This window comes from Bradyrhizobium sp. USDA 4504 (assembly GCF_054063995.1).
This window is the reverse complement of record NZ_JBSSGV010000001.1, coordinates 4,233,079-4,245,800: the sequence shown is the minus strand read 5'-3', so window position 1 is coordinate 4,245,800 and position 12,722 is coordinate 4,233,079. Positions and strand designations below refer to the sequence as shown.

Below are 12,722 nucleotides of genomic sequence, written 5' to 3'. Positions count from 1 at the left end.
TTTATAACCTGTATTTGATGAAGCGATGCGGACAAAAGAGGGCTGATGCGGCATTAATCACCTTACATCTGCGGCATAATCATCCTTACGGTTTGCGCGCGATCGCAACGCTGCCCCGTCGGAAAGGCGCTTCACCAGGCTGGCCAGCTCCATCAGGTCGAAAGTACGCAAAAGTGCCCGTCCATGACCCATGACGATCTCAGCGTCCGGGCTCACAAGGTCCGTCCATTGCGGAGGAACCGACCATACGGTCGCGCCGTCGCCCTGCAGCAAGAGGCGTTCGCCATACCGGTTGTATCGTTTGCCGACGCAGAGAAGCTGCCGCCCAAACAATGGGTGGAATGGATGCATCAGCCGCACAAACTGCCGCGCTGCATCCGAAGAGTCTGCATTCTCAGTTGAGGTACAAGCGGCTTGAGAAGGCGAGGTTCTGCTGGCCGCGGATCGGGCATCATCGGGTGCAGCTGAATGCTGCGCAGTTGATGGCACTGGTGGATGGGATGGACTGGAAGCGGGTCCGGACCGCGGCGGTCAAGCCGCCGGAGATTGTTGGGTAAAAGCACTGCGGCGAAGTGAATCAGCGGCCTGAAAGGTCAAGAGAACCGGGGCAAAATGTGCTCTGGTCGGGTCAATGACGCCGCCCGATCTCAGCCTCCCGAATGACGTAGAGACGCTGAAAGCCATGGTGCTTGCCATGGCCGAGAAAGCGGCCCGCGCCGATGCTCTGGAGAGCGAAGTCGCCGATCTCAAGGCCCGCAACGCCGATGCCGATGCGCGCATCGAGCGGCTGACGCAAATCCTGAAGGCCTTCGACCGCGCCCGGTTCGGCCGACGATCGGAGAAGCTAGGCTCGGCGAACGGCGACGATGAACAGCAGGCCCTCGTCTTCGAGGAGATCGAGACCGGCATCGCCGCGATCAAGGCCCAGGTCAGCAAGGGCCGTGCGCAGGCGGATGGCAAGCGTGCACCGCGTCGGCGCAAGGGCTTTGCGCCCCATCTGGAACGGATCGAAACCGTCATTGAGCCGCAAGAGCTGGCGGAGCATGCCGGCAAGCAGAAGGTGCTGATCGGCGAGGACGTGTCGGAGCGACTGGATGTGGTGCCGGCGAAGTTCCGGGTGATCGTCACGCGCCGTCCCAGGTATGCCTTCAAGAACGCGGACGGCGTCATCCAGGCGCCGGCCCCGGCCCACATCATCGAAGGAGGCATTCCGACGGAAGCGCTTCTGGCCCACATCGCGGTCGCCAAATATGCCGATGGCCTGCCGCTCTACCGGCAGGAGGACATCTACGCCCGCGATCATGTCGAGCTCGACCGCCAGTTGATGGCGCAATGGATGGGTAAGCTCGGCTTCGAGCTCGAGATCATCTTCAGCGAGGTCAAGAAGGCCGAACGGGTCTTTGCCGACGAAACCACTTTGCCGACGCTCGCTCCGGGCTCCGGATCGACCAAGACGGCCTACTTATGGGCCTATGCCCGGGATGACCGAACCTTTGGCCGCAACGGTCCGCCGATGGTGGCTTATCGCTTCGAAGACAGCCGCGCCGGCGAATGCGCGGTCCGCCATCTCAATGGTTATCGCGGCATCCTGCAAGTGGATGGCTATGCCGCCTATAACAAGCTCGCGCGATCCGATCGCGGCAATGATGGCATCACATTGGCTGGCTGCTGGTCACACTGCAGACGCAAGTTCTACGAGCTGCATGTTGCAGGGAGCTCAGAGGTGGCAACGGCGACGGTCGAGCGGATGGCAAGGCTCTGGCAGGTCGAGAAGACCGTGCGCGGTCAAAGCCCCGACGCTCGCGTTGCCGCGCGCCGGCAAGCCTCCGCGGCGATCGTCGCAGATCTCTTCGATCTCTGGCAGCAGACCTTGCGGCGGATCTCCGGCAAATCAAAATTGGCCGAGGCGATCCGCTATGCCGTCTCGCGCCGTGCCATCTTCGAACGCTTCCTGACCGATGGCCGCATCGAGCTCGACTCCAACGTCGTCGAGCGCGCCATCCGGCCACAAACAATCACGAGAAAGAATAGCCTCTTCGCTGGCAGCGACGGCGGCGGACGAACCTGGGCGACCATCGCAACACTGCTGCAGACGGCGAAAATGAACAACGTCGATCCGTTCGCTTGGCTCGCCCTGACACTTCGGCGTATCGCCAACGGCTGGCCGAGCAGCCAAATCGACGCGCTTATGCCATGGAACCACGCCGCTTGACGGCCTTAGCTTGCCGCTTACGGCCCGGGTGATGGTGGCGACCAAACGGGCCGGTGCCGTGAGCCCAGACGGTGGTGCTCGAGACGAGTGCCGGCGACATGGGAGAGCCCCAAGCCCGGTAAGAGCGGCGCGCAGCTCGCTGTGATTGCCGTAGCCGGCGCCCATCAGCACGACGCCGCGCGGCAGGCCCGCGATGCATGGATTTGATCGAGTACAATCTCGATCTTCGACTGAAAGACGATCTGATTGGGCACGCCCTCCTAATTGCGGCGGGCGACGTCAGAGGCCCAAGCCTCCGGCAGATACAGCCGATAGGCTACCGGCAGGCTGATGATTGGCGAGCGACAGCGACAGCTGACAATTGCTTTGCTTGCCGAGCTGTCCGCAAGACTGCCGCGCCACCCCCACAGAATGCGTCCCATTTTTGGGAAAGGCCGTGTCGTCGATAGTCCAAGTTTCGTCGGTGCGGCACGCTCGATCGCAGGCAGCACCACTTCCTGCACTTTGGACATGACCTTCTCGTCCGATCACCGTCCCTCGCCGACAAAGTGGAGCAGCGATTGGTGCTGAGCCGCCGACCGCTCCCCTGCGTTCGCAGGGAAACAATAGACTCGTGCGACAATCCCAAAGCGGCCGTGCTCGATCAGCATGACCGATCACCTTAACAAGCCGCTCCACATAGGCCCAAAACCGCTCCGCGCCTCAGAATCCATTCCAGCCTCCAAAATGCTGAAAACGAATTTGCTCAGGCTAGGAGAGTCATAGCCTCTTTACCTTGGGCCTTCTGGCTCAGAAAGACCAGACGAACCCGCATTTTCTGCGCCAAGTCAATTGGACCCCAAGCAATAAAAGTGACGGAACATATTGGGAACGGGTTGCCTATGATTGATTAGTTCACTATTGAGTGACCGTCTTTGGCGCAAACTGGGTTGCAAACCGCATGAAGGGCATAATTCTAGCTGGGGGAAGCGGGACACGCTTGTATCCGCTAACCATGTCGATATCGAAGCAGCTCCTGCCCGTATACGATAAGCCGATGATTTATTACCCACTCAGCGCGCTGATGATGGCAGGAATCCGCGAGATCCTGATTATCACAACTCCGCACGACCAGCGACTCTTTAGGGAACTTCTAGGCGATGGCAGCGGCTTTGGCATCTCTATTTCTTATGCCCAACAGCCGCAACCCAACGGACTAGCCGAGGCGTTTATTATCGGTCGCGACTTTGTTGGCGCTGGCTCTGCTGCCCTCATCCTGGGAGATAATATCTTCTACGGAGCAGGCTTTGCCGACATTTGCCGGGAAGCGGTAATGCGAAAGCACGGAGCTACGGTCTTCGCTTATCACGTCGAGAATCCGCGGAGCTACGGCGTTGTGAGCTTTGATAGCGCAACCCAGAAGGCTGAGACGATTGAGGAAAAGCCCCTTAATCCGAGGTCAAGTTGGGCTGTCACCGGTCTCTATTTCTATGACAACAGCGTTCTGGACATTGCGGCTTCAATCGGCCCCTCCGCTCGCGGCGAATTGGAAATCACAGATGTCAACCGAGCCTACTTGGAACGTGGTGACCTTCATGTTTGCCGACTCGGTCGTGGCTACGCCTGGTTGGATACCGGAACGCACGACAGTCTGCATGAAGCGTCATCGTTCGTCCGAACTGTAGAGCGACGCCAGGGCATCAAGATCATGTGTCCTGAAGAAATTGGTTTCGAACTCGGTTATCTTTCGGCGGACGAGGTGTTGGCGCGAGCTGACAAATTAGGAAAAACTGAGTACGCCGCTTATCTACGGCGCCGGATCAGCGAACTTGCTGGGGGGTGATGGCATCCTTCAGATCATGGTGCGCCTTGGGGCTATGTTCTGAGATCAGATAGGACGCGATCCACTTATAGTATCGCAACAGTAAGTTGTGCTAGTCACCGTTTCGGAAAGCCTTGCGCTAACGAAGGGCCGTCTGCGCGGATACCCTTCTAGGGAAGTTGAGTCGGATGCGCATTTTGGTCATAGGACAATACGGACAGGTCGCCAGAGCGCTCGGCAAATTGGCCGGGTCCAACTTGGCTATTGAGGCGTTTGGTCGGCCGGATCTTGACATTACCGACCGGAGCTCGATTGATCGTGTGATCGGGCAGTTTGAGCCCAGTATTCTTGTCAATGCCGCTGCCTACACTGCCGTTGATAAAGCGGAAATTGAGGTTGGGTCAGCCTTTGCGATAAACCGAGATGGAGCGGGCAATGCCGCAGCAGCCACTGCGGCGGCTGAGATTCCGATTATCCAACTTTCGACCGATTACGTCTTTTCGGGCGAGGGGGAGGTACCCTACCTTGAGCAGGACCCGACGGGTCCAATCAACGTCTATGGACATTCTAAGCTGGAGGGCGAGCGCATCGTCGCCGCAACCAATGCGCGGCATGTCATTCTGCGCACATCCTGGGTGTACGCCCCTTGGGGGCAAAATTTCGTCAAGACGATGTTGCACCTCGCATCCGAGCGCGACATGGTACGCGTCGTTGCCGATCAGCATGGCGCACCGACATACGCGCCTGACATTGCGGAAGCCATTCTCACGGTAGCCCGGGTAGCGCTCGATGAGGCAAGTGGCTCCGCCTGGCGGGGTGTTTTTCACATGAGTGCGATGGGCGAGACGAGCTGGGCCGGTTTTGCTGAGGCGATATTTGCCGAATCGGCTGCGCGTGGATGCGCCTCCGCACGGGTGGAGGCTATCACGACGGCCGATTACCCGGTGCCAGCTCGACGTCCTGCGAACTCGCGGCTCGATAATTCGAAGTTCCGCGCCACATTTAATCACGTACTGCCCGACTGGCGCGACGGAGTAAGGCGGTGCGTTGCGGAGTGTGTTTCGCAGCACACGACCAAAAATTAAGCGGGATCGTTCAAATGAATTCGCATCTGCCCTTAGGAGTGCAGAAGAGTGCGAGCTACTTGGCCAAAGCGCCGATGATCGAAGCTGCTCCAGAGGTGACGGCCGTAGCCTTCTATCTTCCTCAGTTTCATCCAATTCCTGTCAACGATGCGAATTGGGGCGAGGGGTTCACGGAGTGGCGAAATGTTGCGCGAGCCCAGTGCGAATTCGCTGGACATCATCAGCCCCGAATACCGGCCAACTATGGATATTACGACCTGCGCCTTCCTCAGATTCAGGAAAGGCAGGCACGCGACGCGAAGGCGGCCGGCATTGGCGCACTTTGTTATTACTATTATTGGTTCGACGGCCAGACGCCACTTCTGACGCCTTTGCTCAATCACAGGGATAATCCTGGAATCGATCTGCCGTTCTGCCTGTGTTTTGCAAATGAAAACTGGACTAAGCGCTGGGACGGTCTCGACAATCAGATCATATACAAGCAAACCTATGGCTCGGAATTCGCTGAGAACTTCTGGCGAGACGCAGCGCCATTTTTGGCCAGCAGAAAGTATCTTCGTGATCAGCAGGGCAACCCAGTTCTTTTGGTCTATCGACCATCAATTGTTCCACAATTTGACCGGGTCGCCGAGACGTGGCGAACTCTTGCAAAAGCTGATGGCTTCCCAGGCCTCACCCTGATTGGCGGACTTGGTTTCGAACGCGACGCATCCAGAACCAAAGGTTTGGACAGCTTTTACGAGTTTCCCCCTTTGAATTCAGTCGTTAGCGAGTCGCTGGGAGGGCTCAGCAGCCAAGTGGTCGTTCACGGCCAGCTTCCTCATTCGAAGACGCGGGTCTATGACTACAGACAGCTGATAATGATGGAGCGGTTGGTGCAGTCCGGCCGTCCTGACATTCATCCTGCGGTTATGCCTTCGTGGGATAATGTCGCGCGGAGACCGTTTGACGGAAATGCTTTTTCCGAAGTGTCTCCATCAATCTTCCAGGAATGGACGAGACGGGCTGCAATCCGAGCGGCTAAAACGCCGGCCAAGCTGCTCTTCGTGAACGCATGGAATGAATGGGCGGAAGGCGCATATCTGGAGCCTGACCAGCGGTATGGCTGGGCGTTTCTGTCTTCCCTAGCCAAGGGGATCAGCGAGGCCAGTGCCTCAAGCAGAACCGAAACTGAAAAGCCCATCGCTATCTTTGTACACGTGCATTACATCGAAATTTGGAGAGAGATTGCCGCTGTCCTAGCCGACCGTATAAAATCGCCCTTTCACCTCATCGTGACGATCTCGGGACAGGATGAGTTAGCGGCGCCACAAACCGGCTATTTGCGCGAGTTCAAGACGATTAGAGTAGAGAACAGGGGGCGAGATATCCTGCCCTTCTTGACCGCACTCTCGCAATTTTCTTCTGAGTTTGATGTTGGTCTGAAGCTGCACACAAAGCGATCACCACACAGAGTAGACGGAAACACTTGGCGTCGTCTCCTCGTTGATGATCTCGTGCCATCCTCTGGTGTCGAGGAATACTTGAACTTGTTCCAAGGAGATCCGAACGTTGGACTCATTGCCCCCGATGATCACTGGGTCGCAATTCGCGACTTCGTCGGTAGCAATCTTCGTCTCATGCAGTCAGTCATGGCTGCATCTGGCAAGGATTTTTTGGAACGAGATGTCGCTAGTGGCCGATTTGTTGCAGGCAGTATGTTCTGGTTTCGACGAGAAGCATTCGCTTCCCTGGACGTGTCACGATTGGAGCCTCTCTTTGAACGTGAGGAAGCGCAACTTGATGGTACGGCGGCCCACGCTCTTGAGCGACTGTTCTCGCTTCTCGGTGAAAGACAGGGATACATTACGGTTCCCGTCCAGAGTGTCCATGCTTTGCTTAACGACTTAAAGAAATCATCTTACCCGATTGCTGATCGCCTTAGTCGTTTTTCCGATCAACGGCCAAACATCAATTCACGATCACGGATACGATTAGTCTCGGCACCGGAAGAGGGGGCAGGCGGTCTTCTCGGCGCGGCGACACGATTTGCGCGCATCAATATGGGCCTCTTGCCAAAGTTTCTTCGACCTGTTCCTCATCATGGAGCATTGCTGATTGCTCGCCGAGGGAGCGAGACTGTGTGGAATCTGGTGGGCGATGACGCGGCGCTTCATTTTGAAGGTCTTGGCAGGGGGCTGGGACCTGGCACATATCGACTGACAATTCGCGTTCCATCCGGGGTAGCTTCGCTAGCTAAGCCCTCGCTATACGTTGATAGCGGGGCTGGTTATAATGATGTTGAAAAACATCAGCTCCACGCGATCGGAGACTATACTCTCAAAGCGAACTTACAACTGCGCCGCGGTGCCATCAGCATGCGGTTCGATCCGAGCGAAGGTCCTGGATCGTTGTCAATCGCCAAGGTTCGAATTCAACGTTCGTCCGTCAGGTTGATCGCCTGCGTGAGGGTGCTAAGACGAATCCGTCAGAGAGTTCGGACTCCTCATGATGTGGTGGCGTTGATCCAGCTAGTAGCTTCGGCATATCGGCGTGGCGGTAGATCAGCTCTGAAGGCGAAGTTGTCTTATCATGCTAGGGCGGGCTCCGAGCAGGATTATTCGCGTTGAGTAACGCGGTTTGATCCTTGGCTAACGACGTTCTTGGTTATGTTTGTCGATTGATGGCGCGTCGTCGATATCTGCCACTGGCGCTCGAGGAAGCACTGGAAAGAGTACCTGCGAAAGTGTGGCGTACAAGGGGCTTTGGTTTGCGCTAGGCGGTTCTACACGCGTGGCCTCTTGTCCTTTGCGTAAAGATTGGCGCAAAGAAATGGATTGAATGACTCATGCGACTACTGGGCTTGTGGCTGAATGTCCTCTGCTGTTGACAATTTCTTGGCTCATCGTGTCCTGATTTGGCGTCTTTCAAGGCGCGAAATCGAGGCTCGCTTCCGCGGTTCATTCCTGGGACTGTTTTGGGCTGCGTCCGTGCCGCTCGTTACGCTAGGGATATATTCGCTTGTGTTCGGCTCTGTTTTCAAGGCTCGCTGGGTAAGTCCCAGGAGCGGCGACGGGTCGGAGTTCCATTTTTCGATGCTGATGTTCCTCGGGCTTATTCTATTCGGGATTGTTGCAGAGCCATTGAACAGGGCCCCTGGCCTCGTTCTCGAAAACGTCGCCTACGTGAAAAAGGTCGTCTTTCCGCTCGAGATTCTACCTGTGGTCGCTTTGCTGAGCGCACTTTTTACCGCGGCTATTTCGTTCATCATCTTTCTTGTGGTTTATCTGTTCCTCTACGGTGTTCCTCCTGCGACTATTCTGCTTGTCCCCTTCGCGCTTTTGCCATTGTTGCTGATGACAACGGGCGCTGTGTATTTTTTGTCGTCGCTTGGCGTGTTTTTGCGCGATGCACGTCATGTTTTGCCGCTCTTAACGACAGCGCTGCTGTTTCTGTCGTCAGTTTTCACTCCACCAGACGCGGTGCCGGAGAAGTTTCGTCTGCTTTTCTCTCTCAACCCGGTTACGCTCTCAGTGAATAACGCCCGAGACTTAGCATTTTGGGGTCGCCTGCCTGACCCAATCGAGTGGTTCCTCTATTTTCTGTTGTCCATCCTGGTTTGCGCGGTCGGAGCCTATTGGTTTGCGCGTACCAAGAAGGGGTTCGCTGATGTCGTCTGAAATCGTCATCGAAGCTCGCGGCTTGGGGAAAGTATACCTAGTCTACACGAAGCCTCAGGATCGCCTGAAGCAAATGATTCTGCGTTGGAAGAACTATTATCAGAAATATTGGGCCGTGCAGAACGTCGACCTCACCATTAGGCGGGGCGAGACGGTAGGTATAATCGGACGCAATGGCTCCGGCAAATCGACCCTTCTCCAGATGATCGCTGGGACTTTACAGCCCAATGCCGGAAGTCTGGCGGTCAATGGACGGGTGGCGCCGTTGCTTGAACTCGGCGCTGGCTTCAACCCGGAATTTACTGGGCGGGAGAATGTCCACCTGGCCGGATCAATCCTTGGTCTTACCTCTGATGAGGTTGAGAAGCGCTATGATGCCATCGTGAAGTTCGCAGGGATCGGCGATTTTATAAACCAGCCGGTAAAGACTTATTCGTCTGGTATGTATGCTCGCCTTGCTTTCGCTGTGGCGGCGCATGTCGACGCCGACATCCTCATCATCGACGAAATCTTGTCTGTCGGAGACATTGCATTTCAAAACAAGTGTATGGCTCGGCTAAACCTTATGCGGGAAAAGGGCGTCACTATCCTCTTCGTCTCTCATGACTTGAGCACGCTACAGATGATCTGTGATCGAGCGATATGGATGGATGGAGGAAACATCCAATTGACGGGTGATCCGGTTGCCGTTTCGCAGGAGTATCACGCCTTCGCGACTGGCGCCCTCAATGATCGATCAGCCTTCGGAGGGCGCAGTGAGGATGCGCCACCGGCGATTACATTGCAGGCCGCTTCTCATATACCGCAACACGTTACTGCGCACGGGCGTTTCGTTGAATTCAAGCTACGTTCTAATGGCCGGCATACGTTTGAAGTGCACGAAGACCTATCTCTTGACTTCGCCCTGCAAGCTCAAGAATACCTTGCTGGCGCGATCTTCGCGGTCAGCATCTACAGGAAAGACGGCGATTGGGTCATCGGACAGACTAGTGCCGATGAGCACGTTCAGGCGGGTGAGATGCAGTCGGGAGAGATTAAGCGGGTCACCCTCACATTGAAGCGCCTTGTGCTGAGTCCGGGTGATTACGTGGCCTGCGTTGCTGCGTATTCCACCGACCTTACGCTGTGTTACGCCATGACCGAATTGAACGTTATGTTCAAAGTGCGGAGCAACTTCACGACATGGGGGAAAGTTTTGCATCCAATCGAGTGGGTCGTCTATGAGTAGTGCAGTATCGGGATTGGTCAGGAGGACAGGACTAGATCTCGATGAGGCCAGTCATCATTACATCGTTCTGAGTTTCCTCCACCGTTGGATGGTAGAGGTTGCGCAGCCTGCGGTGACGGGCAGGCTGCTTGATTTTGGGTGCGGGGGGCAGCCTTACCGCGCGCTCTTGGAGCCGCGGGTCACGGAATATGTAACCGCCGACGTAACACGCTACGGCGAGAGAAAGATTGACCTTCTTGTTGTTCCGAATGAACCAGTTCCGAGCGCAAACGGGAGTTTCGATTGCGTTTTATCAAATCAGGTATTGGAGCACGTGCCGGATCCTCGGTTCTACCTTGGGGAGTGCTTCCGCCTTTTGCGCGCGCAGGGCACTCTCATTCTTACAGCCCCAATGCAGTGGCGGCACCACGAGGTTCCAAACGACTATCTTCGATTTACGCGATTTGGAATAATCAACCTCCTCGAGGAGACGGGATTTTCGCTGCTGCGGATTGATTCGACAGGCGGCGTGTTTGCCTTGGTTGGACAGATCTTGGCAAATCATTTCAGCGAGAGCAGCATCGACAGACCACGATTGTTCCGATTGATAAATCGGCTGTTCATGTGGCTCGATCGGAGATATCCCGATGGAGATGATGTCATCAATTGGATGTGCATCGCGCGAAAGCCTGCCTCGACGGTGTCAGATGGTTCAACCAGTGCAAACAACTGATCGGATTCCGCCCCTCTGTCCGATCTGTAGATACGCGCAGACGCAAATTCGTTATGAAGTTGCGGGGTATGATATATGGCGTTGTCCGGAGTGCGCGACAGATTTTGTCTATCCTGTGCCCAACGCAGCGGAGCTAACGGCTCTGTACGACCGGGAAGATTGGTTTGAGGGGGGGGAGCGCGGAGGATATTCGTCGTACGATGGGCAGACCGATCCAGCTCCGCAGTGGCTAGTGAGATTGTTGGACCGATTCAAGGGCGTTGCCGGAAGCCAACGAATCTTGGATATCGGATCTGCTTATGGAACCCATCTTGATCTCGCCTATCAAAAGGGCTGGGCGTGTTATGGAGTGGAGCCCTCAGCGCATGCGAGAAGGATCTGTCGGGAACGACATCCGCAGCTTTATGTGACCGCCACCGTCGACGACGTGCCTGCTACTACCTTCGATCTCATTCTGCTGCTTGATGTCATTGAGCATGTGGCAGATCCCTATGAAGTCTTGTTCAAGCTCTTCAGCCGGGGGGCGGTGACCCCAAACACGGTATTTGCAATTACGACGCCAAATTCTCGATCATCCTCCGCTGTCCAGGGCGGAGCCGACTGGGCTTACTGCCATCCACCGTCGCACCTTGTGTTTTACTCGGGCGCCTCGTTCGAAGTGCTCCTCAAAACACTCCGTTTCCGAGATGTTGAGGTAGTGGGCCAGCATCCCGTGAGTATGCAAGTCAGCCTACCGTTGCCGAATGACGAGCCGACAAAGCCAAATGCGGAGTTAATGCCATTTGAGGGACTCCTTGTCACTGCCAGCGGTAGCGATTTCGCAGAGTTCATGCATGAGCGATTTGTGCCCGGAACGTACAATGAGCTTACCGAGTACGAGCACTTGCCTCGCTATGAGTTGGCGAGCACATATTGCACGGGAAAGAGAGTGCTCGATTTTGGTTGCGGGACCGGTTATGGCGCTGCGCGACTGGCTCGGAACGCAACCGAAGTGATAGGTATTGATAGCTCTCCTGGTGCGATCTGCTTCGCGGCCTCTCTACACCGCGAAGGCAATCTTCAGTTCCGCGAAATGGCAGATTTTGCTGACGGTTTTCCCGACGCATCATTCGACGTCATTGTTTGCTTTGAGGTAATTGAGCATCTTTCGATAGAGGATCAGGGACGGGCCGTCGAAAGTTTCCGACGACTACTCCGCACGGATGGTACGCTTATTGTTTCTACCCCTAATCGACTAGTGACGGCGTACTACGCCCCGAATCCCTATCACCTGCATGAGATGAGCAAGGACGAGTTTCAGCAGTTGATAGCAGGTGCTTTCAAATATTGTCAGATAATAGAACAACGAATTAATGCCACGGTCGTGTTCAGTGAGCACGATCAGCTATTGGGCAAGTCAACGTTGCACTTAATGCCAAATGAAGGGGTGGGCACCGAGCCAGTAGCTTATTTGGCTATTGCGGGGCACCAACCGATAAATGTTGCAGAGCGGCAGATATTCGCGGACGCTAGCCGGGATTTCGTGAAGCGTACTGTGAGCTCCATTGGTAACCAGCTGAAAGAAACCCGAAATGAGTATCAGATCTTCTTGCTAGAGCGGCGGGTTGCCGAGTTAACGAAGGAATCGAAAGGGTGCCATCTCTCGCAGGAGGCTATTTCTCACTACCGCGGCCTATCGGTCGCCGAGGGGCCAATTCGAACACTGCTCGCTAGCGGTCTGTTCGACTTGGCGGAATATTCGAAGCGAGCGGGACTTAGCGTCGACGGAGAGGAATTGTGCGCAGCTCACTATCTCCTCGTGGGCGAGAAGGAGGGGATTGCGCCTTCACAACTATTCGATCCCACGTATTACTTCACTGAGTATCCAGACGTTCGAGAGAGCGGCATGCCGGCCGTTCTTCACTATCTCCGGTTTGGCCGTTACGAAGGTCGTTTCCCGAAGCGGCCCGACGAATCTGCAGTTTCGTAGGTCTCGACGGAATAGACATGCGTGAGTGGGAGAGCGCACATGATGAGTCTCGAAGG

General features: G+C 55.7%; 11 protein-coding genes and 1 pseudogene. 9 read left to right on the top strand and 3 right to left on the bottom strand.

Annotated elements, in window-relative coordinates; translation table 11 throughout:
- Nucleotides 1-57: 57 nt before the first annotated feature.
- Entirely contained in the window at nucleotides 58-351 is a 294-nt protein-coding gene (locus tag ACVMB1_RS19920) for a DUF5372 family protein (protein WP_253636055.1), read from the bottom strand.
- Between ACVMB1_RS19920 and tnpB the strand changes: the two genes are divergently transcribed.
- Together tnpB and tnpC are read left to right on the top strand one after the other, a co-directional pair.
- Nucleotides 342-557 carry an IS66 family insertion sequence element accessory protein TnpB gene (gene tnpB / locus ACVMB1_RS19915; protein WP_456848988.1) on the top strand — a complete coding sequence of 72 codons (216 nt, stop codon included), beginning with the start codon at nucleotides 342-344 and terminating at the stop codon, nucleotides 555-557. The genes ACVMB1_RS19920 and tnpB overlap by 10 nt on opposite strands.
- A gap of 74 nt (nucleotides 558-631) precedes the next feature.
- Entirely contained in the window at nucleotides 632-2,212 is a 1,581-nt protein-coding gene (gene tnpC / locus ACVMB1_RS19910; RefSeq protein WP_456848986.1) for an IS66 family transposase, read from the top strand.
- A 260-nt stretch (nucleotides 2,213-2,472) separates the two neighbouring features.
- Here tnpC and ACVMB1_RS19905 read toward each other — a convergent pair whose 3' ends face one another.
- Both ACVMB1_RS19905 and ACVMB1_RS19900 read right to left on the bottom strand, forming a co-directional pair.
- Nucleotides 2,473-2,724, bottom strand: coding sequence for a hypothetical protein (locus ACVMB1_RS19905; RefSeq protein ID WP_456849048.1), 252 nt, complete (start codon nucleotides 2,722-2,724; stop codon nucleotides 2,473-2,475).
- A pseudogene (locus ACVMB1_RS19900) lies at nucleotides 2,606-2,872 on the bottom strand (hypothetical protein); the annotation flags it as partial. The pseudogene ACVMB1_RS19900 and the gene ACVMB1_RS19905, both read right to left, overlap by 119 nt.
- A 280-nt stretch (nucleotides 2,873-3,152) precedes the next feature.
- Here ACVMB1_RS19900 and rfbA point away from each other — a divergent pair.
- The 7 genes from rfbA to ACVMB1_RS19865 all read left to right on the top strand — a co-directional run bounded on the left by rfbA (nucleotide 3,153) and on the right by ACVMB1_RS19865 (nucleotide 12,666).
- The gene (rfbA, locus tag ACVMB1_RS19895; RefSeq protein ID WP_456849046.1) at nucleotides 3,153-4,034 is read left to right on the top strand and encodes a glucose-1-phosphate thymidylyltransferase RfbA; all 882 of its coding nucleotides are present in this window, start codon (nucleotides 3,153-3,155) and stop codon (nucleotides 4,032-4,034) included.
- 167 nt (nucleotides 4,035-4,201) lie between these two features.
- Nucleotides 4,202-5,098 (top strand): dTDP-4-dehydrorhamnose reductase, encoded by an 897-nt coding sequence (rfbD, locus tag ACVMB1_RS19890; RefSeq protein WP_456849044.1) that lies wholly within the window; start codon nucleotides 4,202-4,204, stop codon nucleotides 5,096-5,098.
- Nucleotides 5,099-5,112: 14 nt separating this feature from the next.
- Nucleotides 5,113-7,707: a glycoside hydrolase family 99-like domain-containing protein gene (locus ACVMB1_RS19885; protein WP_456849042.1), complete on the top strand. Its 2,595-nt coding sequence runs from the start codon at nucleotides 5,113-5,115 to the stop codon at nucleotides 7,705-7,707.
- 243 nt (nucleotides 7,708-7,950) lie between these two features.
- Entirely contained in the window at nucleotides 7,951-8,757 is an 807-nt protein-coding gene (locus ACVMB1_RS19880) for an ABC transporter permease (RefSeq protein WP_456849040.1), read from the top strand.
- The gene (locus ACVMB1_RS19875) at nucleotides 8,747-9,985 is read left to right on the top strand and encodes an ABC transporter ATP-binding protein (RefSeq protein ID WP_456849038.1); all 1,239 of its coding nucleotides are present in this window, start codon (nucleotides 8,747-8,749) and stop codon (nucleotides 9,983-9,985) included. The genes ACVMB1_RS19880 and ACVMB1_RS19875 overlap by 11 nt, the downstream gene beginning before the upstream one ends.
- The gene (locus tag ACVMB1_RS19870) at nucleotides 9,978-10,697 is read left to right on the top strand and encodes a methyltransferase domain-containing protein (protein ID WP_456849036.1); all 720 of its coding nucleotides are present in this window, start codon (nucleotides 9,978-9,980) and stop codon (nucleotides 10,695-10,697) included. The genes ACVMB1_RS19875 and ACVMB1_RS19870 overlap by 8 nt, the downstream gene beginning before the upstream one ends.
- Entirely contained in the window at nucleotides 10,612-12,666 is a 2,055-nt protein-coding gene (locus tag ACVMB1_RS19865) for a class I SAM-dependent methyltransferase (RefSeq protein WP_456849034.1), read from the top strand. The genes ACVMB1_RS19870 and ACVMB1_RS19865 overlap by 86 nt, the downstream gene beginning before the upstream one ends.
- Nucleotides 12,667-12,722 lie beyond the last annotated feature (56 nt).